Genomic DNA, 23192 nt, shown 5'->3' with positions numbered 1-23192 from the left:
CAGCGGAAGGGTCATTCCGCTAGACGAGAACAGTGGCACGGGCCACAAAGTAGGGTCAACAATCCGTTGAAATATATATCTGTCGGCCGATTCTATTTGGGCTAGGCCCGCTCTCGGTTGAGGTAGTTGTAGACCGTGAAGCGGGTGACGCCCAGCGCCGCGGCGACCGTCTCCGCGGACTTGCGGAAGGTGAACGCGCCGCGCTCCTCCAGCAAGCGCACGGCGCGCTGCTTGTCGACGCGGGGTAGGCCGGTCAACGGGCCGCCCAGTTCCGCGGCCACCTCGTCGAGCAGCTTCTCCAGGCCGCCGTGGGTGTCGGGCTCGGGTGCGCCGAAGCGCACGCAGGCCAGGGTCTCGCCCTCCCACACGACGGGGATGTCGTCGGGGGTCGCGTTTTTGGGCGACACCAGGCGGCCGCCGGTCTTCTCGAGAATCGGGGCGAGCGTGCGAAGGACCGGGTGCTGCTCGCCCGGCGAACGTTCAGTCATCGTGTTCGACCTGCATCGTCACTCTCGTCGCGCCGTGTGCGAAGGCGGCCACCATGATCTCGCCCAGCACCGGCAGTAGTTTGTCGTCCGACCCGGCCACCGAGGTGCCCAGCGGACCGAAATCGCATTCCAGACCGGCCGATTCGGCGAGCTCGAGGGCCGCCACCGCATGGGGCGGCGCCTCCCCTTCGCCATGGAACGGTTCGGTCGTGAACTCCGCGCGTAGCCGCATGGGGCTCAGGCTACTATTCCGGCATTCGGAAAAATGAAGGAGGACCGGGAGTGCCCGCAGCAAAGGGGCCCAAGGCCGGTGGCGGGGGCGTGCAGTCCATCGAGCGCGCGTTCGGACTGCTGGAGCTGATGGCCGACGAGGGCGGCATGATGGGGCTGTCCCAGCTGGCCACGGAATCGGGGCTGCCGTTGCCCACCATTCACCGGCTGGTCCGCACGCTGGTCGATCTGGGGTATCTGCATCAGGAGCCGTCGCGCAAATATGTGCTGGGGCCCAAGCTGATCAAGCTCGGGGAGAGCTCCTCGCAGATGCTCGCGGTGCTGGCGCGGCCGCATCTGCAGCGGCTGGTCGACGAGCTCGGGGAATCGGCGAATATGGCCATGCTGGACGGGGATCAGATCGTCTATGTGGCGCAGGTGCAATCGCGGCACTCCATGCGGATGTTCACCGAGGTGGGGCGGCGGGCGCTGCCGCACTGCACGGCGGTGGGCAAGGCGATCCTGGCGGGGTCGCCGCCGGAGCTGACCCGGAATCTGTTGCAGCGCACCGGGATGCCGCGCTACACCGACACCACGATCACCGATCCCGACGAGTTCGCGCGCCAGCTCGAGCAGACCGCGCGCAGCGGGTACGCCATGGACGAGGGCGAGCAGGAGCTCGGGGTGCGGTGCGTCGCCGTCGCGGTTCCCAAAGCCCCTGCCCGCCTGGCGATCTCGGTGTCCGGCCCGGTGGGTCGCATGACCGAGGATCTCGTGGATCGAGCCACCCCGTTGTTGACGGAGGTCGCCGAGGCGCTGTCGGCGGATCTGCAGTAGGTCAGGTCCGGCGCAGCACGAGCGGGCCGGTCGGCAGCTGCAGGGTCAGGTCACCGAGGGTCGCGCTCGCCTCGAGCTCGCGCAGGGTGGTTGTGCCGGTGAGGGTTCCGATGGCGGTGGCGAGGGCTGTCGGTTTGCCGGGCAGTGCGTCGAGAACCTCCTGGGGGACCTCGATCGCGCCGAGATACTCACGCGGGGTGCCAGTCAGTCCGTCGGCGGCGCGGAAGGTGCGCAGGGAATCGACCAGGCGCAGTCGCAGGTCGACGCAGTCGTCTCCGGCGCAGAGGGTGAGCGGTGCGGGTGAGGCGGCGTAGTCGAAATCGTTGACGCGCAAGGTCCATTGTGCCGGATCGGTGTAGGTGTAGTCGATGCCGGAGGGCGGGGCGAGGGTCTCGTCCGAATGGTCTCCGGCCGGGTTGTCGATCGTGTCGGCGGTGAGATCCGTGTCGGTCGCCTCGAACCGCCAGCTCGCCGCCGGGTCGATCGGCTTGTGCCAGTAGCCGTTTCGGCCGCCGCTGCGCCCTTCCACCCGCAACTCCCGATCGGCGGTGTCACCACCCGTCTGGTGAATGCTGATGGCAGAAGTGATCTCGCCGGGAATCTTGGGCTGCCGCACCCAATCCGGGGCGGGCAGCTGATAGGCGGCGTAGTCGTGCGGGCCGACCAGATTGTCCAGCACGGCCATGTTCACGTTGGGTGCCACGGGTTTTCCGCGTTGATCGCCATAGGAGTAGCGGAAGAAGACATTGTCCGCGCCGGAGATGTCGAAATCCCACAGGCGCGTGTACATGTCGCCGTAGCGGTTGATCACGAAGGTGGTCGAGCCCGCCGCGCTGAGGTTTACGGCTTCGAAGCGGCCGTTCCTCGGGCCCGACAGCTCATAGGAATAGTCGTCGGGCGCGGTGAGATCCCCGCCCGGCAGCCACGGATCCAGGATCGCGATCCGATTCCCTTGCGGGCTCAGCACATACACGGTGGTCACACCCGCACCGCCGACCGGCTGGCGGTTGTCGGCCGAGTCGTTCCAGAATCCACCCTGATCCCAGAAGCCCGGGCGGTTGGCCGGAATCAGCGAGGGAATCCGGTTGTCCAGCCAGGACAGGCTCCAGGCTCGCGAGCCGGTGCGGACCCGCTGACCGAACGGGCCGAACCAGACCGGTGCGCCGAATCGTGAAGTCCAGGCCCAGGTTTCGGGGTCGTGCGCGGCATTGCCCATGGTGTAGATGCGGCCCGTGGCGTCGGTGGCCATCAGCATATTGCCGTCCACCGAGAGGGCGGTGAGCTTTCCGGCCAGGCAGGCCGGGAGCCAGGCTTTCCGCCACGGGGAATCTCCCGCGGCCGTGGTGACGTACAGGTTTCCGCCGTCGAGGGCATAGGCCCATTCGTCGTTGAAGCCTTGGCTTTCGGTGCGCAGGTCGACGTGTCGCGGAAGTCGTGTCGACGTCGTTTCGTCCGCGACCGCCAGCGCGCCGAGCCCGCCGCCCGGATTGGGCGCGGAATAGAGCGAGTACGGCGGGCCCACCGGCCCGGGCAGGGCCAGCTGCGCACAGCTCTCCAACGGCCCGTCCGCACCGGCCACATCCGCCCGCGCCGGACCCGCGGCCACACACGCCGCGACCATCGCCAGGCTCACGCGCGTTATTTGTCGAATAGCAGTCCCCACAGCCAACGGACCGTACTCGCCGGTCCGTCGCGGTGGTCGGATTCCGGGGCTGTGTCGGATCAGGGCACGGGGAAGGTCGCGAAGCCCGGGGTGTAGGTACCGCCGGGTGCGAGCATGACGACCACCTGGCCGGCTCCCGTGTACAGCGTTGCGGCGGAGGGGATTCCGTTCAAGCCGTCCGACAGGGTCGCGACTCCGGTCGCGCCCGTGGACAGGTTGATCCAGTTGATCGGCTGAGAGTTGAAACACCCCCAGCCGCCCGGGTTCGCACCGGTGATCACCACCACACCGGGTTGGTCGCCGACCACGGCGGCGCAGCGGGCGGGGAAGGCGTCGAAACTTCCGCCCGGGTTTCCGAAGGGTGCGGCATTGATCTGAAAGGGGATGGTTACCGGGTCGGCCGCCGCGGTACCCACCGCGCACAGGCCACCCAACCCGACGACTCCGAGCAGAACAGCAAACGTACGAACGAATCTCATAACCCGCATCTCCTACGCAGCAATCTCACCGACGGTTCACGGCCAATTACCAGCCACAAGGCGCGTAATCGACCCCATACAGCTCGCGAAAACTCGCGGACCAGGCAATTCGAAAAGGATTACGCCATGACGACCCCCGAACCGGCCGCTACACCCGAAGAGCCCCGAACAGCCCCACTCTCCGAGGCTACCGCGGCTCCCGCAACCAGTCAGCCACCGACACCGGTCCGCCCGCCCAACAATATCGGCTGGGCCGTGGCGTCCCTGCTGTTGTTCTGGCCGCTGTCGTTCTCGGCATTCACCCACGCGCTCAACGTCTTTCCGCTCTGGAGCGAGGGGGACCTCGAGGGGGCCCGGTACGCCTCCCGTCGTGCCCGGTACCTGGGCATTCTTTCGCTGTGGATTGGCGGGGCGCTGTTCGTGCTGTTCGCCGTGCTGTACATCGTCGGGATGCTGGTGCTGGTGCACCACGGGCATCACGGTCATCACAACTGGGGCGGCCCGGGTCCGCGGATGCGCCAGGGCTGACCGGTTGGGGCCCGGAGGCGAAGGGGCTGGGCCCCAACCATTTTCACAATGGCGGATTCGGTACATATCCGAACCGCCGGCCGTTCCGAATCCGATGCGATAGGCATCGATGTTTCGGAATGAGGTTTCCTATGGGCACATACCGGCCCGCCCGACCGCTTCGCCGCGTGGCCCTGCTCGCCATTGCCGCGGCCCTGCCCCTCTCCCTCGCCTTACTCGGCGCACCGCCCGCGCTCGCCGAGGATCCGCCCGCGGTCACCCAGCCCGCCACCGACGTCCCCGACTCGTCGATCCGCATCGGGACCGTCCAACTCCAGCAACCGGTGTGGCTGACGGTCGAGCAGACCCAGCAGATCAATGCCGCCGCGGCGGGTGCGGAATCCGCGCTCACCCAATCCCTCGAGGCGGCGGGTCTCGATCGTGCGCGGGCCAGCCATATCTCCAGCGCGGTCATCGGGGACGCGGCCATCGGGACGGCGGTCGGGGCCACGGCCGCCGCGCCCATTGCCAGTTCGGGTGCGCTGATCGGTGTCGTGGCCGGGCTCATCGCGGGACTTCCGTTCGCGCCCATCGGCCTGGTGATCGTTCCGGTGGTGGGTGCGGCGCTCGGCTACGCGATGGTCGCCGCGCCCTTCGCCGCACTGGGCGCGGGTGTGGGCGCGGCGGTCGGCGCGGCCGACGGTCTGCTCAATTCGGTGAGCCAGGAGCAGCCCGCCAACGGCTGAGTCGATTACGCGGGAGCCTGTACGAGGGTCAGCGTGCCGCGCTTGCGCAGGGTGAAACCGAGCGTCTCGTACAGGCTGATCGCCGTTGCGTTGTGGGCGACGGCGTGGAGGAAGGGGATCTCGCCACGGTCGCGGATTCCCGCCCCGACCGCGCGCACCAGACGCGAGCCGAAGCCGCGGCCCCGGAACTCGGCGTCGGTGCAGACCGCGCTGATTTCGGTCCAGCCGGGCGGGTGCAGTCGCTCCCCGGCCATCGCGACCAACCGACCGCCGATCCGAATGCCCAGGTACGTGCCCATTTCGATGGTCCGCGGCGCGTACGGTCCCGGCTCGGTGCGGGCGATCAGTTCCAGGATCTCGGGGACATCGGCGGCGGTGAGCACCTCGAGGTCCGGGTCGTGGGCGACGCGCAGACCGCTGCCGTCCATCTGCACCGAGCCGAATCGGTCCAGGATCGTCCAACCCGGTGGCGGCTCGTGTCCCTCGCCGCGCAGTCCGGTGATGCCGCCCGGGCCCAGCAGATTCGCCAGATCCGCCCAGTCCTGCTCGTCCAGCACCGGCGGGTGACCCACGAAGCGGGCGACCTCCGGGTCATAGCGGCCGATCCGACCCGACCATTCGGCGAAGCGGTGATGCGCGCCGCGCAGCGAGGTCCGCACCGGGTCGTCGAGCGGGTGCAGCGGGGTTTCGAGGGTAGATAGTGCGGTATCGAGGGTCGATTCGGTCGTCACCAGAACTCCTCCACAGTCAGCGTCCGCCCAAGAACGTTAGCGAAGCGCATAACTGCCGCCACGGGTTGCGCTCACCGCGATTCCGCCGACCCCGTCGGGCCGTGGGATACGCTGGCCAGCGACACCCGGGTCTTGACGCAGGTCGGCCGAGAGGAGTTAGCGATGAGCGCCGAAGACGCCGCTGCCGCCCCCGCCCTGGCCGGGGATCTATCGGGCATCGTGGGGCGACACCTGATCTACGCGTACGAGAACGGCTGGAAATACGAACTCTACGTACGCAATTCACACACCGTGGCCTTCCGCTGCCTGCTGGGCCCCATGTTCGGCCGCTGGTCCACCCACCAGCCGGCCAAAATGCTCCAACTCAGCGGCGACATGTACAAAATCGCCTGGGTCGAACCCACCGGAACGGTCACCGTCCTGATCGCCTGGCTCCGCGAACGCCGCATCCACACCACCATCTGCTACCCCCAATGGATGCTCGACTATCCCGAGAGCACCCTCGCCCGCTACGAAGACAACCTCGACGCCATCACCGCCGAACGCGACAAGGGCCCCACCTACCCCCAAACCCTGGTCGCCTCCACCGGCCGCATCACCTTCCTCGAAACGCGCCCGCTCGACGACGACACGATCATCGACCGCCCACCGGGCAAACTCCCCCGCGACTACGCCGACCGCACCAATTGACTTGCCGCGCAATCGCTATCCCGAATAGGGCACAATCCAACGATGATCAAGCTCGCTTCGGGATTCGCGTTGTTGGCGTCCATCGCTTCACTTGTCGGCACTCCGACGGCCAATGCCGGAACACCGGTGCGGGACAACAACTTCGAGTACACGGTTGTCGATGCGGTCAACATCGGCCCGCGCTTGCAAACCCCCGACGCCTGGCGCGACGCCTATGGAATGTTCGAGGTGGTGACCGTCAAGATCACCAACATCGGCGGGAAACGGAATACATACTTCGGGTCGATGGAACTGGTCGATGATCAGGGCCGCGTGGCTCATGAGGATTCGGCCGCGTCCATCAAGCTGCCCACCCCCGACACCACGTTTCGTGCGATGGACGTCGGCGAGTCCACCACGATCCGAGCGGTATTCGACATCCCCACCGACGCCCACCCGTCCCACGTCGTGATGCAGGACTTGCTTTCCGACGAAGTGCACGTGCCCCTATGAGAAAAGCCCTTGGCCTGGGTTCCAGGCCAAGGGCTTTGGTGGAGCTGCCGGGAATCGAACCCGTTCCGGCCCTCTGGTGAGAGGACCGAAACGGGCTCTACCTGCGAAATCGCATCACTGTAATTCACTCGAAATCACCAGGTTTGACCACTAATTGTGGGCAAAATGTGGGCACGGTAGGCAGGTCTACAGCGAGGTTCCGAGCCAGGAGGCGAAGCCGAGCAGGCTGTCCGACTGCCGCCGCTGCGCCGCTGCGATCCCGTGCAGCGTCTCGCGCACGGACGGATGCAAGCGGGTCTGCTGCGGCGCGACGGCGCGGGCCTTGTTCAAAGCAATGAGGGCCTTGTCCGGCTTGCCGGACATCAGCCACGCACGCGCGTTGTCCTGCCAGTGATGGCCTGCACGCGGCGCGGCCATGTCCGCCGGGAGGTGCAGCGCTGCGCCGTCCTTGGCGGCCTTGCTCGGGTCTCCGGCCTCGAGCTCCACCGCGCAGGCGTGAATCTCGACGTTACCGGGTCCGAAATCCGTTGTGTACAAATTGCTTTCACGCTTCATTGGCCGCGCGATCACGCGGGCCTGGGTGATGTAGTCCTCGGCGAGGTCCAGGCGGAGGCCGCGGGCGGCGACGATCGCGCCGCGCAAGGTGCCGTACCCGCGCAAGGCCCGTTCGCCCTCACTGTCGCCGGGAACCATCTCGAGACCACGGTTCACCAGTGACAGCGCGACATCGGTGGATCCGTGGGCCATGAGCAGGCGAGAACGCTTCATCAGACTGCGCACGGCGTATCCAGGGTCGTCGACGTGCGAGGCGGCCCAGTCCAGCCGGTCCAGGACAAGGGCAGTGAGGGAGCTGTACCCGAGTCTGCAGCAAGCGTTTTCGGCGGCAACGTAGGTGGCGCACAGCAGCTCGTACGCCTCGGCGCGGTCGCTGTCGCTGGACTGCGCGATAGCGCCGTACAGCTGGCGGATGAGGGTGGGCAGCAACGCCATTGCGCGGCGGGTCCGGTCGTTGTGCAGCGCGGTCTCTACTGCGACCAGTTCGGAGCGGAGCTCCGCCCGGCTGGGCGGCTCGAGCGGTTGCACGTACGCGCCCTCGGCCAGCACGGCGCGCAGTTCCGCGAGCCCTTCGAGCGGGCCGTCCTCGGCGAGGGTGTCGAGATACGGTGTGCCCTGGAGCCGGTCGGGGTCGACGTGCAGCGCGTTCGCGACGGCCGCAATGAATCCAGGTGAGGCTACTTCGCGGCCCTGCTCCACCGCCTTGACCATGGAAAGGCTGTAGCGGGCGCGTGTGGCTAGTTGTCGCTGGCTGAGCCCGGCAATCTTGCGCTCCGACGCGATGGCCTGCCCCACGTGCTGATCCATGCGTCCCACGGTAGCCCTGTTTCTGTCCCTTCGCTGGCCCTCAGCGCCCTTGCGGGACGTGACCCTCATAGGCAGGCACCAACCCACAGCCCCGGAGGGGAAACCGCCATGAGGATCGACGCAATCGGCTACATCCGCACTGATGTCGCCGGACTCCAACAACCATGGAATGAATCCGAGATACGTTCTCTTGCAAAGCGATTGGGTTACAACCTGCGGAAAACAGTCACGTTCAGCGCGCAGACCGACAAACCGGTCTATCGCCTGAAAGTAATCCTCGAGCGTCTCGGCACCGTCGAAGCCGTGTTCACGCCGTCCGTCGCGCATTTCGACGGCGAGATCCCCGCCGAACTGGTCCAGGTGGCCGACGTGATCACAGTGCATCCCGAGCAGACGTTCGCTCGCTGGTCGGCCGGGGAGCTTCCGGACCTGTCCAGCGCGGGAAAGGAGGCACATACGCGCCGATGAAACGGTAACTTCACAAGCGACGCCCTCGGACGGCCCGGTAGCCACGGCCCCGAGGGCGTCGCCGTGTCACGTGACAGAGGGCCCCGGCTGCCTGAAGACCGGGGCCCGCTGCGTGTCTGAATCCGCGGAAGGCGGGCGCGGATTCAGAGGTTCGAAATCAAGCAGATCGCTTTCGGCCGCATCACACCGTACGACAGACGAGTCCGGGCCCGGAACGTCACGTAGTCGTGCGAGAAGTTATCGACAGGGCTACTCGACACCATGGACTGCCCATACATGGTCGACTCGATCACCAAACCCTCGCGGATGAATCCAAGGATCGCGGCATCGGAGTTCATCAGGATTCCGGTTCCCGCGGTGAGCTTGGTCGAGATCGCCACGCGGATACCGAAGACGCTCCACACCTCTTTCTCGCCAGGGACCGGGTTCAGGATGTAGCGGCCGAGGGTGTCCTTCAGCTGCCGCATCGCTTCCCAGTCGGCCGGGTTCAGGATGAGCAGGTTCGGATCGACGAACGCGGGACCGGTACGCAACGCGGTGGCCGCCAGCAACACGGCATCGATGGCAGTGGTACCGGCGGCGTCCGCGCTGTGGTCGTGCGTGAGCGTGGTCGTCAGGTTCTCGATACCGAGCAGGTTCACGCCGCTGCCGCTGCCCGCCAACACCTGAGCATTGATCGCGTCATTCACGGCGCGCTGAAGCTCGCTGTTGACGTACTGGGTAAGCCAGCTCGCGTCCGACAGGAGTTCGTAGCTCGCCGACGCCATCGCCGTGATCTTCGTCGGCGTCGCAGTGTGCGGGGTCCACGTCATACCGAGGTCCGGCATCAGGCCGCCCTCAGCGGTCGGCGCCGCAACGCCCGCGTTCGAATCGTGCGAGAAGTATTCGATACTCGGACCGGTGACGGCCGTCGAGTTGAACAGACTCCATACGTCGGTTGGATCGTAGGGCAGGTTCCGGGTCAGCCCGGGCTGAAGCAGCGACGGCAGACCGAAGCCGCCTTCGACGGACGGGTTCTTGGTGACGATCCCGTCCGCGAAGGTTCCGCCGGCACTTTTCAGGGGGACCTCGAGCCGGAAGTTTTGGCCGGCCTTCGACGCAGCGATCATCTGCTTCACCGCGGACTCGGGGATCTCCCCGACGCGCGGAAGACGAACAAGGTTCTTGGTCGCCATGCTCGCGAGGGTCACTGGGGTATCTCCTGTGCTCGGGTGGGGAAGGTGCATCTCGTCGTTCATGGCGACGTCGCTTCCGGCTCCAGCCATCTTGGAAACGAAGGCTTCGGAGTCGTTGAATCGCTTCATCTCCGCGGTATGCGCGTCGACGATGGGAGTGAGAACGTCCAACATCGCGGACTTCTGCACGCCGGACAGGTGACGGTCGTCCTCGATGCTCTTGATCTGCGCGGCTATCTCACGGCCGCGCGCGATGAGTTGCGCTCTATTCACAGCAATCTCCAGGGGGAAGCGCCTGCGACATGGACAGCAGGACGCAAGAAAAGGGGGATGCGAAACCACGCGCCGACAGAATGGCGCGGAATGTGAATGCCGAACTCTTCAGCGGCCTTTGGCGCAGTGTCCTTGCCGGGTCGGTGTCACCTGCGGCGGGGCCTTGCGGCGCGGCGGGAGGCGAGTAGCGAGCGGGCAATCCACCGGGGGTTAGGCGGGTGATCGTCAGCGAGATATGAAGTTGTGCCTCGAGTATGGCAGAGCGCTACGGGTTCAGGCTCATGTGGAAGTCCACTGCGCGTCGGAGCTCCTGCGCAGCCTCCGAAATCTCCTCCTGACCAACGGCGTACACAAACAGATCTTTCGCCGTACGGCCCACCTCCACCGCCGACGACAACGCCGGATCCGGCGAATCCGCATACTCGACCTCAGCCATACCAGCGAGTACCGCCAGACGATTTTGAGCAGCCAACGAGACCGGGAGAGTCCCCAAATTCACCAGGTCCCGGACGAAAACCAGCAGGTTCTTCGCCACCCACGGCGAAATTGAAGGCATTTCGGACATTTTCACCAACTTTCGTCGAAAAACGGCAGGTCAGAGGCATTTTCGATTTATTCGTAATGTGTCGAGACGGACCGGGGGAAGATATTTTGGTAATCCGTCGGTGGAGCAAGACTCCTGGGGCTGCGGTTCGCGAGGGCTTAGGCCCGAGATGGGACCCAATGACCCCCTCCCCTCAATCGAGGCTCTCCGGTTCCAGGGCGGCGAGGTCCTGAATGTCGTCGAGTACCACCACGTTGGTGCGGTACCGCTGTTTCAGTGCTGGGGCGAGCTGATGCTCTGGGGTGTAGATGGTGCCGGTGAGCCGTATCCACTGCACCGATAGGCATGTGTTGGCGTCGAGATTGGCGTCGGTGTCGTGGGCCATTGCGCGGCCGGCGGCGATGACGGGGACTGCGGCGACGGTGGGGCGTGACCATGGTCGTCCCCAGGGGTTGAATGCGGTGCGTCCGCGGAGTCGCCAGTATTCGGCGAGTGTGGCGGTGTCGCGTGTGATTCGGTAGCCGCAGCCGCAGCCTGCGACGGGCGGGTTCCAGTGCCCGATGAACCAGTGTGCGCAGGTTGCGGGGTCGCTCCATTCATTGCTGGGCAGGCAGCGCAGCGATGCGTCTGCGCTGTTGATGAATTCAATGCGCCAGCCAGCCACAGGCGCGTCGGCGGAGACCTTGAATACCTGGTTGTATGGCCTGCCCCATGGTGATTGCTACATGGTCATTCTCCTGCCGGGATGGCGTCGAAGTCGTCGACCACCAGCACTTCGGTGCGGTACCGGCGCTCGAGGGCGTAGGCGTGCTCGGCCGCGGTGGTGTAGATGGTGCTGCCTGCTCTGAAGCCGATGTATTCGACGCTCAGGCAGTTCGCATTGGTCATGTTGGCGTCTTCGTCGTGTGCCATCGCTTTGCCTCTCGCGGTGACAGGTACGAGCGCGACGCCTTCAGCAGGGCGCACCAGGTGAGTGAGAGTGAATGCGAGGTCGCGCCGTAGTCGCCAGTACTCGAGCGCAGAGGGGATGTCTCGGACGATGCGCCAGCCGCACCCACAGCCGGGAACAGGCGGCGACAGATGGAATGCGCCGAACTGGTGACATCGTGCCCGTGTGCTCCACTGGCCCGGGTTGGGCAGGCAGCGGAGATGTGTTGTCACGCCGTATCTGTCGATGCCTGTCAGTCGCCACGCGGTGACGTCCTCGGGCAGTTCGAAGGGCACGTTGTACGGGCGTCCCCACGGAGATTCGTCCACGGTCGTACTCCTGCGTCGAAGGTGTCGAACCAGAGCAGGGCGCGGACCATGCCTGTGTCTCTGCTCCCTGCTCCCTGGTGGTGTGTGCTCCCTGCTGCACCCTGTCTGACCTCACAGGGAGCGCAGGGAGCGCAGGGAGCACCGCATAGGGAAACGGTGTGCTCACTGCTCCCTGCTCTCTGTTCCGGTGGTGAACGCGGGCAGGCTCCAGAACCATGGGCCGGGGTTCTGTGGGCGCTCGGCCTTGGCCTTGATTCGGCGCTTGGCGCGCTTGACTTGGTCCTTGCTGAAGCCGTTGGCGTCGGCGGCTTGGAACACGTCGTTGGCCTTCACGCTGCCTTGCGACAGGTAGGCGGTGAGCCAGTCGTCTATTTCGTTGCGGTCCTCTGAGCCGTCGCCGTTCTCGGCCGCGGCGGCGTCGGCGAAGTAATCACGCGCCGACGATGTGGCGTCGCCCAACCAAACCAGCCGCGGAACGGTGCCGTCGCTGGCGTCGGTCGCTTCGAAGATCTGGACTGGTTCGATCCGGAAGCGTGAGGCGGCTACCGGTGCCGTGAGGTTGGTCTTTTCGGGGCCGACCACGAGCACGCCGTCCTCATCCGGATCCGGCTGCGCGAGGATCGTCATGCGGGCTTTCTTGCGGATCTCGCCCGTGAGTCCGTACGCGTTGCGGACGTTGCCGCCTTTCTCGCGGTTCGTGTGCCCGGTCAGCAGTACAGAGACGCCGGTGCGGGTGGCGAGTTCTTTCCACGGGTGCAGCGCGCGCCGTGCCTGCTGTGGATCCTTCACCGACAGGTTGCCGGGCAGGGTGTCGGCCCATGCGTCGACCACGATGAGGACAGCGTCCGCTGCTGCGTCGAGAACTATGTCCATGTCTCTCGGGAAGATCGGTGCGCCGGATCCGTCCGAGTCGGTGCAGACGACTCGGACGTTTTCGAGGTCCGCGCCAGCGACCTCGAGGCGAGGGCGTACGACGGTCGACCAGTCGTCCTCGGTCAGCACCAGGACGACCACCCGCGGCTCTCGCGGTGGAATCCCGAAGCCTTGGAAGGGCTTGCCGGTGGTGATGAGCGCGACCAGCCAGATAGTCCAGAGGGACTTTCCGATCCCTTCAGGGCCGAGCATGTAGCAGACGGACGCGAGCGGAAGCCGCTGAGCGGCAAGCCAGTCGACCCGCCTCGCGGCATCAAGCTCATGCGCATGCCAGACCTTCGGCCGGACCCATTCAGGTTCTTCGGCTTGGGGCTGTTCGGACGACACCGACAGGTCGACCTCAAACGGGTCCGGCGTCGCGTCTCGTTCCAGGCGTTCCTGTCGTTCCAGCTCGAGCTGTTCCCTGTAATACTCGCGACAGCCGAGACACGCCCTGTCGTAGTACTCATGCCGCGGGCAATGCGCTGGCGGTCGCACGCGGCCCGAAGGCGCAGCGGAAGTCGCTGCGCCTTCGGTGGTCCGGTGCTTCGCCACGATGGCGGAAGCCTCGGCCGGATTGGTGATTTTCAAGCCGCGTAACCCCCTGCTCGGTATATGCGTTCGGCCAGTTCGCGGCGTGCGCCGCCCTTGCCGTACAGAGCTCGGAGTACAGCTAGCGGCAGAATCGGCGTAATCCCCTCTACTGCAATGTAATTCGCTGCGTGAGCCCAAGCGTCGAGCTTTTTCGGTGTGAGCTCCGCATCTTCGGCGCGGAGGTCGGCCGTCCACGGGTCGCCACCGGGCAGTCGGCAGGCAACGGCGCGGCGATTGCGGAGTTGGCGCGGTATCGAGGTCATGCCGCCTCACCTCCCCGGTGGACGAGAAGGCCGATCAGGTCATCGACAAGCTGCTCCGCCTCGGCAACGCTGAGGTATGCGGTTTCCCCGGCGGCTTCGAGCTTGATCGGCTCGCCCGGATAGTCGGGGCTGTCTTCGTAGGTGACGGTCACGTCGCCGGTGATCCGTCCGTAACGAGGCCGGTCGGGGTGGGTTAGGCTCATTTCGGGAACTCTCTTCTTACGTGAGATGTGGGATTCCAAGGCCCGGAAGCGGTTGCACCCGCTCTCCGGGCCGCTTTCGTTCCGACTCAGCGGAGGCGATGTCACGCCGTAGCCCGCATATTCGTTTCGAGGTAGCGCTCAATATCCGACGCGCGGTAGAGGACGCGATTGCCGTGCTTGACGTACGGAACGCCGCGCCGGTGATAGCGGTCTTGGGCCAAAGTGGCCGTAGTGACGCGCAGATAGTCCGCCAGTTCGACGGGAGTCAGCAGCTTGTCCACTTCTATGATCCTCTCTTGACGCAGGTGCATCAACGGCAGTAAACCAGAGTGATGCATACGCGTCAAGAGAGGATCACGCGTCATCTATGCTTGCTTGTCAAAGCTGCATCACACAGACTCGTACCCGTGAACCAGCCGAACCTCCATCGCTCCCCCGAGTCCAGGGAAACCCAGGTAGCACCAGGCGTCTACCTGCCGATTCCGTCGCTACTCTCAGTCCCCGACCACCCCGAACCAGGCTTCGAAACCAAGATTGAGATCTTGTTCGACGGGGCGAAGGTGTACCCCGCTCAAGTCGCTGTCGAATCTCTCCAGCCGGGGCGCGCAGTCACCGGAACCGAGCTGCGCGCGGTCCGGGTGGCCGGACTAATCGCCGAGCACCTACCGGATCACGCCCACAACGCACTCGGCGCAAACCTGATGACGCGCGATCCAGCCGAGGTCACTGAGATCCGCGAGGCCGGCATACGCGATGGCCGTGCTCTCGAATTCGTGGCCAGCAGCTATCAGGTGGCCAGCGCCCTTGGATTGCCTCCCGCGAAGTACGTACAAGAGCGACTCGGACTTACTCGCCCCACAGCGACACGATGGATTCGGCAGGTCCGCGAAATGGGATGGCTCCACGACGGACCGATGAAAGACGAAGAGCAACAGGCGGTTTCAGATGGCGACGATTGAGCCGTACCCAACTGCGGCATGTAAGAAGCTGTGCGGCCCGGACATCGAAGAAGCGTGCCGGAAGAAGGACCACACGCTGTTCCGAGTGCGGTACCGCAAGCCTGATGGCAAACAGACCGACAAGCGCGGATTCCAGCGCAAGGAGGACGCCAAGACGTTCGCGGCAACAGTCGAGGTCAAGAAGCTGACCGGTGACTATGTCGCGCCAGCTATGGGGCGCATGACGGTCGCCGAGATCGGCGCAAGTTGGCTCGCTGGTCAGGTGTTCGACAAGGAGTCGTGGGAGACACGCGTCGAATCGATTTGGCGCGTGCACGTCGAACCGTTCTGGGGTGGACGACAGGTGATGTCGATAGACGGGACGGAAGTCCGGAACTGGATCACCAGTATCGATCGGTCCCCCTCCACGGTTGGCGACATACACTCAGTGCTCGTATCGATCTTGGATGACGCCGTTACTCAGAAGCGGATACCCGCGAATCCCGCGCGGGGCGTGAAGATTCCGAAGCGGACGCCCGTTGATCACGTCTATCTCACGCACGACCAGGTGGCCGACCTTGCGGCCGAATGCAGCAGGGGCAACGAGATCGTGATGCTACTGGCGTACTCGGGTCTGCGGTGGGGTGAGATGGCCGCGCTACGGCCGCGTGACGTTGACCTCCGGCGCCGAAGAATCCACGTGGTTCGATCGGCGTCAAAGGTGAACTCCCGTACCGTGATCGGCACCCCGAAGACGTGGGAGTTGCGATCGGTCGCGATCCCGGCCGAAGTTGCCGAACTGCTAGGCCCAGTAGTCGCGGCACAGCGCGATTCCGTAGGGCTGTTGTGGTCACGGCCGGACGGAACGCCGATCCGGCCGCCGACGACAACACATTGGTTCTCCAAGGCGGTCGAGCGGCGCATTGCGGCGTCCGCTCCGCTCAACGACAAGGGCGAGCCTGATGGGCCGCCGACGTTTCCGCGGGTGACGGCTCACCAGCTGCGCCACACTGCGGCATCGCTCATGATCGCCAGCGGCGCGCACGTGAAGACGATCCAACGCCAGCTCGGGCACAAGTCGGCGTCGATGACGCTCGACAACTACGGGCATTTGTTCGATGACGATCTCGACGGCGTGGCCGATCGGATGGGCGCTGGATTCCGAGCCGCGGCTGCCAAGTGTGGGCAAAATGTGGGCACCCGGCCCGATCTCCGGGTAGTCACTGCATGAAAAAGGCCCCCCACCTGCGTTAACAGGTGAAGGGCCTTGGTGGAGCTGCCGGGAATCGAACCCGGGTCCTCCGCCGCATTTTCAGGGCTTCTCCGTGTGCAGTTCGCTATGCCTCTACTTGGATCTCTCGGTCACGCGAACAAGCCGAGATGACGATCCCAGTCGCTGTTTGATGTCCCGTCCGGCCCCGCGACCGGGTCGGATGGTAGAGCCCTCTAGCTGATGCCAGGGACCGGGTCGAGGGCGAACCCGGGCTGACAGACACGCTTCGTTGCTTAGGCAGCGAGAGCGTAGTCGCGCTGATTGGAATCGGCGCTTATAGGGTTACAGCGACGCTTATACGGTGGTCTCCTGCCTGCACCGACACGCTTCCCCTGAATCAACGTACGCAGTCGAAACCGTTCAGCCCCGTCTGTGTTCAACGATTCAGATGAACAACCCGGCTCGCACCGGGCTACCTATCCTAACACCGAACAAACCTTGGTTCATTCCAATAACGCGCCCCCGACCGGCCGGACTCCGGATCAGCCGCGCATGCCCTTGATGCGGCGACCGAGTTCGCGGGTGACCTCGCGTTCGGCGTCGCGGCGGGCCAGGTCCTGGCGCTTGTCGTAGTCCTGCTTGCCCTTGGCGAGGGCGAGCTCGACCTTGACCTTGCCGTCGGAGAAGTACATCGACAGCGGGACCAGGGTCAGGCTCGACTCCTTGGTCTTGCCGAGCAGCTTGTCGATCTCGCGACGGTGCAGCAGCAACTTGCGGGTACGCCGGGGGGCGTGGTTGGTCCAGGTGCCGTGCCCGTACTCGGGGACGTGCAGGCCGCGCAGCCACACCTCGCCGTCATCGATGGAGGCGTAGGCGTCGACCAGCGAGGCCTTGCCCTCGCGCAGGCTCTTCACCTCGGTACCGACCAGCGCCACCCCGGCCTCGTAGGTCTCGAGGATCGAGTAGTTGTGCCGCGCCTTCTTGTTGCTGGCGATCACCTTGCGACCCTTTTCCTTCATAACGGTCAACTCTAATGACCACGGCCAGCGGTTTATTCCGCGACGGTGGCGTCTCGCTCCGCGACGGTGGCGTCGAGGACGACCTTGGTGCCCGGGACGGCGGCGACCTGCAAAGTGCGCAGGCGCAGCAGGGCCGGGTTCTCGGTGACCAGCTTGGCGGTGTTGGCCAGCGAGCGCAGGGCGGCGGCCTCGGCGCGGGCGCGCTCGAGCTCGGCGCGGCCGCGCTCACGAGCCAGGACCGTCTCGAGGGCGGCCTTGCGAAGCTCGCCCGGGAGCATGAGGTCCTTGGCGCGCAGGCTGTCGACACGGATGCCGAGGTGCTCGACCTGCGCGGCGACCGCGGCCTTGCCGGTGCCCAGCAGGGTTCGGTCGGCCACCAGCTCATCGAGGGTGTGCGCGGCGACGAGGTCGCGCGCGATCTCCTGGACCGCGCCGTAGAGGACGGTCTCGGAGTACTGGGCACCCGTGGTGAACGCGACCGGATCGGTGACGACCCAGTCGGCGGCGAAGCTCACGCGCAGCGAGAGGCCGTCGCGGGTCAGCAATTCCTGGCCGCCGACCTGGAGCACCCGCGGGCGCATGTCGACGGTGACCAGGGTGCAGCGCTCGGTGTCGTAGCGGTGGCGGCCCGGTTCCAGCACCTGCTGGAGAACGCCGTCACGGAACAGCAGTGTGCGCTGCCAGTCCATGACAGTGGTGTAGGTGGACTTGTTGAACATGCCAATCTCCTTCCGGTACTTGGTTTTCGGGCACGACCGGATACGCCCCGCCCGGCCACGGCGCACGGCGGGAGCCTCCCCCGTCCGTGCCATCGAAATGGCATCGGCCGGAGAGCTCGCAGAGCCGTGACACCGCCCACGACCGGGCAGGGCGCATCACGTCAAGGAGTCGAACCTCGGCAGATTTGGTCTGCGTCACCAGGAAAGGCCGCACCCGACGCGGGGAACGCGGTCCGGAGATTCCGGTGCGCCCCTTGGCAACGGCCGAGATCAACGGTAGCGAGCGCATCCGGCTGCGCGCCAATGATTTTCCGCGCCGGAGATCCGGGTATGAAATACGAAAAGGCCCTTCAGTTTTCACTGAAGGGCCTTCACAGTAGTCCCGACGGGATTTGAACCCGCGCTACCGCCTTGAGAGGGCGGCGTCCTAGGCCGCTAGACGACGGGACCAGGCCGCTTGCTGCGATCTTCGACCGCGGCAGCTCCGAAAGCTTATCCTGCCGCCGCCCAGCAACCAAATCCGCTGCTGAGCGCCGTGCGCGAGCTCACCGCGCCCGCACGATCACTCGGCTACCGGATCCCGCCAGCCACGTTCGGACATCACGGCCAGCTTGTCCGCGACCGCCGCATCGAGATCGATGCCCAGCTCGCCCGCGGCCAGCCAAGCGACGATCACCACATCGGCCAACTCCGCCCGCATCTCCTCGAATGTCCCCGTCCGCCGCGCCTGCCCGGACCACCGCCGATACGCGCCGACGAACTCCCCCGCCTCCTCGGCCAGCGCCAGCACGGACCGGTTCGCGGCCCCCTCCTCCGGAAACCCGGCATCCCCCAACCGCTCCCGAATCTCAGCGGCCACCTTCCGCATATCGATGCTCATAGGGCTGCCACCTGCCTATCGGTAGTCGGGCGGGAGATGATCGAAGTCCGGCGGGCGGGGGATCAGCTCGCCGGCCTGTACGGCACCGGCACGGTCGATGAGCACCGGAATGCCGGTCTCCCGCCACCAGCGCAGCGATACGGTTCCGTCGGACATGCCGGAACCCATTTCGAATCGCGGCACCTGGAGGTGATCGGTTCCCCGGCTCAGTTCCGTGTCGAGATCGACGCCGAGGATCTCCGCCATGCCCGCCTCGACGGCGTCGCGCACGTCCCAGAACTCGCGCGGTACCGGCTGTCCGCGGAACCGCTCGCGCAACGCGTCCCACAGGTGTGGATCACCACGCATGCCCCACTGCACCGGGGTGCGATGAAACAGGGCATCGAAGGTGATGTTGCCGGCATCCGGGGCGGGCTGGGGCTCACGCATAGTCGGGCGGGAGGTCGTCGAAGTCGGGTGGGGCCTCGTCGGGCCACGGGATCTCGTCGGCCGCAGCGAAATTCGATGGCGGTGGGGGCGAGACGGGGGCACTGTTCGCTGCCGATATCGCGCCGAAACGGGATGTATCTCGCGATTCGGACGCGGTGGATTTGGTGGCGGGCCCACGACCGGCGCTCCGGGACGACTGTGCGGAGGTACCGCGGTCGCTCGAGTCGGGAGCCTGACGGGCGGATCCCTCCGAGAAGCGCGAACCACTCGCCGACGAGCCGGACCGAGCCGTCGGGGAGGCCGCGGAAGTCGGTGGGGAGCTGAGTGTTTCGCGCAGGGCGCCGGCCAGACCGCCATCGCTGGCTCCCGCCGAGCCGCCCGCGGCGGTGCCTGTCGCGTTGGCGACGACCTCGAGTACTCCCTCGCCGTATTTGGCGCGCTTGTTCTCGCCGATGCCGGAGATGCCTGCCAGGTCGGAGAGGGTGGCGGGTTTGCGGGTGGCGATTTCTCGGAGGGTGGCGTCGTGGAAGACGACGTAGGCCGGGACGCCCTGTTCCTTGGCGGTGGCGGCGCGCCAGGCGCGGAGTTTTTCGAACAGGTCGGTGTCGGCGCGATCCAGGTCGGCGGCGGCGAGGCGGGAAGCCTTGGCGGGCTTGGGTGTTCGGGCGGCCTTGGCGCGTTCGGGTTCGCGGCGGAGCATGACTTCGCGCTTTTCGAACAGGACCTGGTTGCTGGCCTCGGTGAGGGTGAGGACGCCGTAGTCGCCGTGCACGGCGAGCAGGCCCTGGGCCAGGAGTTGGCGGATGACGCCGCGCCATTCGATATCGCGGAGTTCGGTGCCGATGCCGAAGACCTTGAGCTCGTGGTGGGCGTGCTGCTCCACCTTGGGGTTTCGCTTGCCGATGAGGATGTCGACGATGTGGCCCGCGCCGAAGCTCTGGCCGCGTTCGCGTTTCAGGCGCAGCACGGTGGAGAGCACCTTCTGGGCGGGCACGGTGCCGTCCCACGCCTCGGGTGCGTTCAGGCAGGTGTCGCAGTTGCCGCAGCGCTCGCCCTGCTGACCGAAGTAGGCGAGCAGCTGGACGCGGCGGCATTGGACGGTCTCGCACAGCGCGAGCATGGCGTCCAGGTGCAGTTGCAGCTGGCGGCGGTGCATGGCATCACCGTCGGAGGAGTCGATCATCTTCCGTTGCTGCACAACGTCACTGAGGCCGTAGACCATCCACGCGGTGGACGGCTGGCCGTCGCGGCCCGCGCGACCGGTCTCCTGGTAGTAGCCCTCGACCGATTTGGGCAGATCCAGATGCGCGACGAAGCGCACGTCCGGTTTGTCGATGCCCATGCCGAACGCGATGGTGGCCACCACGACCAGCCCGTCCTCGCGCAGGAAGCGCGCCTGGTTCGTCGCGCGGGTGCGATTGTCCAGACCCGCGTGATACGGCACGGCTTCCACACCATTGGCGGTCAGGAACGCCGCCGTCTTCTCGACGGAGTTGCGCGACAGGCAGTACACGATGCCCGCGTCCCCGGCGTGCTCGTTCCGAATGAACGAAAGCAGCTGGTGCTCCGGCCGATTCTTGGCCTCGATCCGGTACTGGATGTTCGGCCGATCGAAGCTGGCCACGAAATGCTTGGCCCGGGTGAGATCCAGCCGCTCGGCGATCTCCTTGCGGGTCGCCTCGGTCGCCGTCGCGGTCAATGCGATGCGCGGCACATCCGGCCAACGCTCGTGCAGCATCGACAGCCCCAGGTAATCGGGCCGGAAGTCGTGGCCCCACTGCGACACACAGTGCGCCTCGTCGATGGCGAAGACCGAGATCTTGCCGCGGTCCAGCAACTGCGCCGTCGAATCCAGCCGCAGCCGCTCCGGTGCGAGGTAGAGCACATCCAGCTCCCCCGCCACGAATTGCGCCTCGACCGTGCGCCGTTCGTCCGGGAACTGTGTCGAGTTCAGGAAGCCCGCCCGCACGCCGACGGCATTGAGCGCGTCCACCTGATCCTGCATCAGGGCGATCAGCGGCGAGATCACCACGCCCACGCCCGGCCGCACCAGCGCCGGAATCTGATAGCACAGCGACTTGCCGCCACCGGTGGGCATCAGCACCAGCGCGTCGCCGCCGGAGATCACCTGATCGACGATCTCCCGCTGCGGCCCGCGAAAACTGTCGTACCCGAAGGTCTTTCGCAAAACCTGGTGTGCCGGATCATTTCCGGCGTCACCCAGGTTTCCGACAGCTACGGTTTCGACCTCCGGCGCGCTCACGGCCGCAATCCTACGGACACCATCCGACAGCCTGAACCCCGTTGGCGCGTAATCGCCGAACTTCGCACCCTCACTCGCGGACGTAGTAGCGCAACGCGGCGTATGCCGTCAGCGCGGCGAATCCGACACCGATCGGTGTGACGATCATCGCAACGGCCGCAATGTCATCGCTCGTAATGCGTGGCAGCACCTGGTCATTGAACAGCGAGCCGAGCGCCCGGTTGATCACCAGCGGTTGCGCGACGAACAATCCGGCGATGGCCAACACCGAGCCGACCAAGGCGGCCAGCACCGCTTCCAACAGGAAGGGCAGCTGCGTGTACCACCGCGTGGCGCCGACCAGTCGCATGATGCCGACCTCGGTCTTGCGCGCCAACGCCGCCACCTGAACCATGTTCGCGATCAGCAGCAAGGCGGCGAGCGCCTGCAGCGCCGCCAAACCGAATGCGGCATTGCGCAATCCGACGAAGAAGCTGACCAGCCGGTCCACGATGTCCATATCGTTGAGCACCGTCATGACCCCGGGCCGCTTGGAGAAATCGTCATAGATGGACCGGTATTCGGTGACGTCGTCGAGCTTCACCCGGAACGAGGCAGGCAGCCCGTCCTTGCTCACCTCGTCGGCGAGCCCCGGCTGATCCTTGAAGGTGGTCTCCTTGACCTCCTTCACCGCGTCGGCGCTGTTGACGAACTGCACGCTCGCCACATGCGCGTGCTTCTTCAGATCCGACATGAGAGCCGCGCACGGCTGCCCGGTGCAGTCCGGATCGGTCTTCGACACCTGATCGTCGAGATAGAGCCGAATCTCGACGCGCTGAACGTAGTAGTCCTGGATCTTGTCGGCCATGCGCACCGCGAGCAGACCGCCGCCCAGCATGGTCAGCGACACCGCGGTGGTCAGGATCATGGCGATGGTCATGGTGACATTGCGCCGCAGGCCGGTGAAGACCTCGCTGAACAGGAATCCGACGCGCATTACCGGCCCACCCCGTAGACGCCCATCTCGTCGTCGCGCACGATGCGCCCGCGGTCGAGTTCGACCACGCGCCGGCGCATGGCGTCGACGATGGTGTTGTCGTGGGTGGCCATCACCACCGTGGTACCGGTGCGATTGATGCGTTCGAGCAAGGTCATGATGTCCGCGCTGGTCTCCGGGTCGAGGTTGCCGGTCGGTTCGTCGGCCAGCAGTACCAGCGGCCGGTTCACGAAGGCGCGCGCGAGCGCCACCCGCTGCTGTTCACCGCCGGAGAGTTCGCCGGGCAGTCGGTCGGCCTTGCCCGCGAGCCCGACCATGTCGAGCGCCTCGGGCACCGAGCGATTGATGAATGCTCGTGATTTGCCAATCACTTCCAACGCGAACGCCACATTCTGCTCGACGGTCTTCTGCTGCAGCAGCCGGAAGTCCTGGAACACACAGCCGATGCGCTGGCGCAGCTTGGGCACCCTGCGCCCGGGCAGCTTGTCGACCCGGAAGTCGGCGACCCACACCTCACCCGTGGTCGGCTTCTCGTCCTTGAGCAGCAGCCGCATGAACGTGGACTTTCCGGACCCCGAGGGGCCGATAACGAAGACGAACTCGCCTTTTCCGATATCAACGGAGACATTGTCCAGCGCCGGCCGCGTCGAGGTCTGATACGACTTGGTGACGTTGCGCAGGGTTATCACGGGGAGCCAGTGTAGCCAGCGCGGCCGCATGGCTGACTACACCGCGCGGAGGTCAACTCAATGCTTGGTCGGCTCGGAAGTGTTTGGCAGATAGTTGCTGAGCATGGTGTTCACGATCGGAGGGGTGGTCTTGGGCTCGTGTTCTGTGGGCTTGACGAAGATGTACAGAACG

27 protein-coding genes, 1 tRNA gene, 1 other RNA gene and 1 pseudogene are annotated in these 23192 nt (G+C 65.8%); 8 read left to right on the top strand and 22 right to left on the bottom strand.

Annotation, left to right across the window (positions count from 1 at the left end):
• Positions 1–101: 101 nt before the first annotated feature.
• The gene (locus tag VMT65_RS05770) at positions 102–488 is read right to left on the bottom strand and encodes a helix-turn-helix domain-containing protein (RefSeq protein ID WP_326306855.1); all 387 of its coding nucleotides are present in this window, start codon (positions 486–488) and stop codon (positions 102–104) included.
• On the bottom strand, positions 481–720 hold the full coding sequence (locus VMT65_RS05765) for a thiamine-binding protein (protein ID WP_326306854.1): 240 nt from the start codon (positions 718–720) through the stop codon (positions 481–483). Before VMT65_RS05765 ends, VMT65_RS05770 begins: the two co-directional genes overlap by 8 nt.
• 50 nt (positions 721–770) lie before the next feature.
• Between VMT65_RS05765 and VMT65_RS05760 the strand changes: the two genes are divergently transcribed.
• Entirely contained in the window at positions 771–1535 is a 765-nt protein-coding gene (locus VMT65_RS05760; RefSeq protein ID WP_326306853.1) for an IclR family transcriptional regulator, read from the top strand.
• A 1-nt stretch (position 1536) separates the two neighbouring features.
• On the opposite strand, the gene VMT65_RS05755 is transcribed toward VMT65_RS05760, so the two are convergent.
• Positions 1537–3168, bottom strand: coding sequence for a hypothetical protein (locus VMT65_RS05755; protein ID WP_326306852.1), 1632 nt, complete (start codon positions 3166–3168; stop codon positions 1537–1539).
• 89 nt (positions 3169–3257) lie between these two features.
• On the bottom strand, positions 3258–3677 hold the full coding sequence (locus tag VMT65_RS05750) for a hypothetical protein (protein WP_326306851.1): 420 nt from the start codon (positions 3675–3677) through the stop codon (positions 3258–3260).
• Between the two features lie 126 nt (positions 3678–3803).
• Between VMT65_RS05750 and VMT65_RS05745 the strand changes: the two genes are divergently transcribed.
• A complete protein-coding gene (locus VMT65_RS05745) occupies positions 3804–4205 on the top strand; it encodes a CD225/dispanin family protein (RefSeq protein ID WP_326306850.1) in 402 nt (133 codons plus the stop codon).
• A 131-nt stretch (positions 4206–4336) separates the two neighbouring features.
• Positions 4337–4930 (top strand): hypothetical protein, encoded by a 594-nt coding sequence (locus tag VMT65_RS05740; protein ID WP_326306849.1) that lies wholly within the window; start codon positions 4337–4339, stop codon positions 4928–4930.
• Positions 4931–4935: 5 nt separating this feature from the next.
• Here the strand turns inward: VMT65_RS05740 and VMT65_RS05735 are convergent, their stop codons facing one another.
• On the bottom strand, positions 4936–5661 hold the full coding sequence (locus tag VMT65_RS05735) for a GNAT family N-acetyltransferase (protein ID WP_326306848.1): 726 nt from the start codon (positions 5659–5661) through the stop codon (positions 4936–4938).
• Positions 5662–5823: 162 nt separating this feature from the next.
• Between VMT65_RS05735 and VMT65_RS05730 the strand changes: the two genes are divergently transcribed.
• Both VMT65_RS05730 and VMT65_RS05725 read left to right on the top strand, forming a co-directional pair.
• A complete protein-coding gene (locus tag VMT65_RS05730; protein WP_326306847.1) occupies positions 5824–6351 on the top strand; it encodes a phenolic acid decarboxylase in 528 nt (175 codons plus the stop codon).
• A gap of 42 nt (positions 6352–6393) precedes the next feature.
• Positions 6394–6843, top strand: coding sequence for a DUF4352 domain-containing protein (locus tag VMT65_RS05725; protein WP_326306846.1), 450 nt, complete (start codon positions 6394–6396; stop codon positions 6841–6843).
• Between the two features lie 186 nt (positions 6844–7029).
• Here the strand turns inward: VMT65_RS05725 and VMT65_RS05720 are convergent, their stop codons facing one another.
• On the bottom strand, positions 7030–8205 hold the full coding sequence (locus VMT65_RS05720) for a helix-turn-helix domain-containing protein (protein ID WP_326306845.1): 1176 nt from the start codon (positions 8203–8205) through the stop codon (positions 7030–7032).
• 108 nt (positions 8206–8313) lie between these two features.
• On the opposite strand from VMT65_RS05720, the gene VMT65_RS05715 reads away from it, so the two are divergent.
• Entirely contained in the window at positions 8314–8673 is a 360-nt protein-coding gene (locus VMT65_RS05715) for a hypothetical protein (RefSeq protein WP_326306844.1), read from the top strand.
• Positions 8674–8816: 143 nt separating this feature from the next.
• Here the strand turns inward: VMT65_RS05715 and VMT65_RS05710 are convergent, their stop codons facing one another.
• From VMT65_RS05710 to VMT65_RS05680, 7 genes are all read right to left on the bottom strand, one after another.
• Positions 8817–10121: a phage major capsid protein gene (locus VMT65_RS05710; protein ID WP_326306843.1), complete on the bottom strand. Its 1305-nt coding sequence runs from the start codon at positions 10119–10121 to the stop codon at positions 8817–8819.
• A 265-nt stretch (positions 10122–10386) separates the two neighbouring features.
• Positions 10387–10677, bottom strand: a complete 291-nt coding sequence (locus VMT65_RS05705; RefSeq protein WP_326306842.1) for a hypothetical protein — start codon at positions 10675–10677, stop codon at positions 10387–10389.
• 181 nt (positions 10678–10858) lie between these two features.
• Complete coding sequence (locus tag VMT65_RS05700) at positions 10859–11329, bottom strand: hypothetical protein (RefSeq protein WP_326306841.1); 471 nt, start codon at positions 11327–11329, stop codon at positions 10859–10861.
• A 65-nt stretch (positions 11330–11394) separates the two neighbouring features.
• Positions 11395–11922 carry a hypothetical protein gene (locus tag VMT65_RS05695; RefSeq protein WP_326306840.1) on the bottom strand — a complete coding sequence of 176 codons (528 nt, stop codon included), beginning with the start codon at positions 11920–11922 and terminating at the stop codon, positions 11395–11397.
• A 162-nt stretch (positions 11923–12084) separates the two neighbouring features.
• The gene (locus VMT65_RS05690) at positions 12085–13425 is read right to left on the bottom strand and encodes an AAA family ATPase (RefSeq protein WP_326306839.1); all 1341 of its coding nucleotides are present in this window, start codon (positions 13423–13425) and stop codon (positions 12085–12087) included.
• 262 nt (positions 13426–13687) lie between these two features.
• The gene (locus tag VMT65_RS05685) at positions 13688–13894 is read right to left on the bottom strand and encodes a hypothetical protein (RefSeq protein ID WP_326306838.1); all 207 of its coding nucleotides are present in this window, start codon (positions 13892–13894) and stop codon (positions 13688–13690) included.
• Positions 13895–13995: 101 nt separating this feature from the next.
• Entirely contained in the window at positions 13996–14175 is a 180-nt protein-coding gene (locus tag VMT65_RS05680; RefSeq protein WP_326306837.1) for a helix-turn-helix domain-containing protein, read from the bottom strand.
• A gap of 126 nt (positions 14176–14301) precedes the next feature.
• Here VMT65_RS05680 and VMT65_RS05675 point away from each other — a divergent pair, with 126 nt between their 5' ends.
• Together VMT65_RS05675 and VMT65_RS05670 are read left to right on the top strand one after the other, a co-directional pair.
• Complete coding sequence (locus VMT65_RS05675) at positions 14302–14853, top strand: hypothetical protein (protein WP_326306836.1); 552 nt, start codon at positions 14302–14304, stop codon at positions 14851–14853.
• Positions 14840–16063 carry a tyrosine-type recombinase/integrase gene (locus VMT65_RS05670; protein WP_326306835.1) on the top strand — a complete coding sequence of 408 codons (1224 nt, stop codon included), beginning with the start codon at positions 14840–14842 and terminating at the stop codon, positions 16061–16063. The genes VMT65_RS05675 and VMT65_RS05670 overlap by 14 nt, the downstream gene beginning before the upstream one ends.
• Before the next feature lie 37 nt (positions 16064–16100).
• Here the strand turns inward: VMT65_RS05670 and ssrA are convergent.
• The 9 genes and pseudogenes from ssrA to ftsE all read right to left on the bottom strand — a co-directional run bounded on the left by ssrA (position 16101) and on the right by ftsE (position 23020).
• Positions 16101–16473, bottom strand: a transfer-messenger RNA (tmRNA) gene (gene ssrA, locus VMT65_RS05665).
• Positions 16474–16587: 114 nt separating this feature from the next.
• Complete coding sequence (smpB, locus tag VMT65_RS05660) at positions 16588–17064, bottom strand: SsrA-binding protein SmpB (protein WP_326306834.1); 477 nt, start codon at positions 17062–17064, stop codon at positions 16588–16590.
• A gap of 32 nt (positions 17065–17096) precedes the next feature.
• Positions 17097–17783: a slipin family protein gene (locus VMT65_RS05655; protein WP_326306833.1), complete on the bottom strand. Its 687-nt coding sequence runs from the start codon at positions 17781–17783 to the stop codon at positions 17097–17099.
• Positions 17784–18160: 377 nt separating this feature from the next.
• Positions 18161–18233: transfer RNA gene (locus VMT65_RS05650), tRNA-Glu, on the bottom strand.
• A gap of 112 nt (positions 18234–18345) precedes the next feature.
• A complete protein-coding gene (locus tag VMT65_RS05645) occupies positions 18346–18663 on the bottom strand; it encodes a hypothetical protein (protein ID WP_326306832.1) in 318 nt (105 codons plus the stop codon).
• Between the two features lie 15 nt (positions 18664–18678).
• Complete coding sequence (locus tag VMT65_RS05640; protein WP_326306831.1) at positions 18679–19092, bottom strand: hypothetical protein; 414 nt, start codon at positions 19090–19092, stop codon at positions 18679–18681.
• A 397-nt stretch (positions 19093–19489) separates the two neighbouring features.
• A pseudogene (gene recQ, locus VMT65_RS05635) lies at positions 19490–21316 on the bottom strand (DNA helicase RecQ); the annotation flags it as partial.
• A 109-nt stretch (positions 21317–21425) separates the two neighbouring features.
• Positions 21426–22331 carry a permease-like cell division protein FtsX gene (ftsX, locus tag VMT65_RS05630; RefSeq protein WP_326306830.1) on the bottom strand — a complete coding sequence of 302 codons (906 nt, stop codon included), beginning with the start codon at positions 22329–22331 and terminating at the stop codon, positions 21426–21428.
• Positions 22331–23020 (bottom strand): cell division ATP-binding protein FtsE, encoded by a 690-nt coding sequence (ftsE, locus tag VMT65_RS05625; RefSeq protein WP_326306829.1) that lies wholly within the window; start codon positions 23018–23020, stop codon positions 22331–22333. The genes ftsX and ftsE overlap by 1 nt, the downstream gene beginning before the upstream one ends.
• Positions 23021–23192: the final 172 nt, after the last annotated feature.

This window comes from Nocardia sp. CDC153 (genome assembly GCF_035818515.1).
Lineage (GTDB): Bacteria > Actinomycetota > Actinomycetes > Mycobacteriales > Mycobacteriaceae > Nocardia.
The sequence above is the reverse complement of the archived record's forward strand: the minus strand, read 5'-3'. Positions and strand labels throughout refer to the sequence as shown.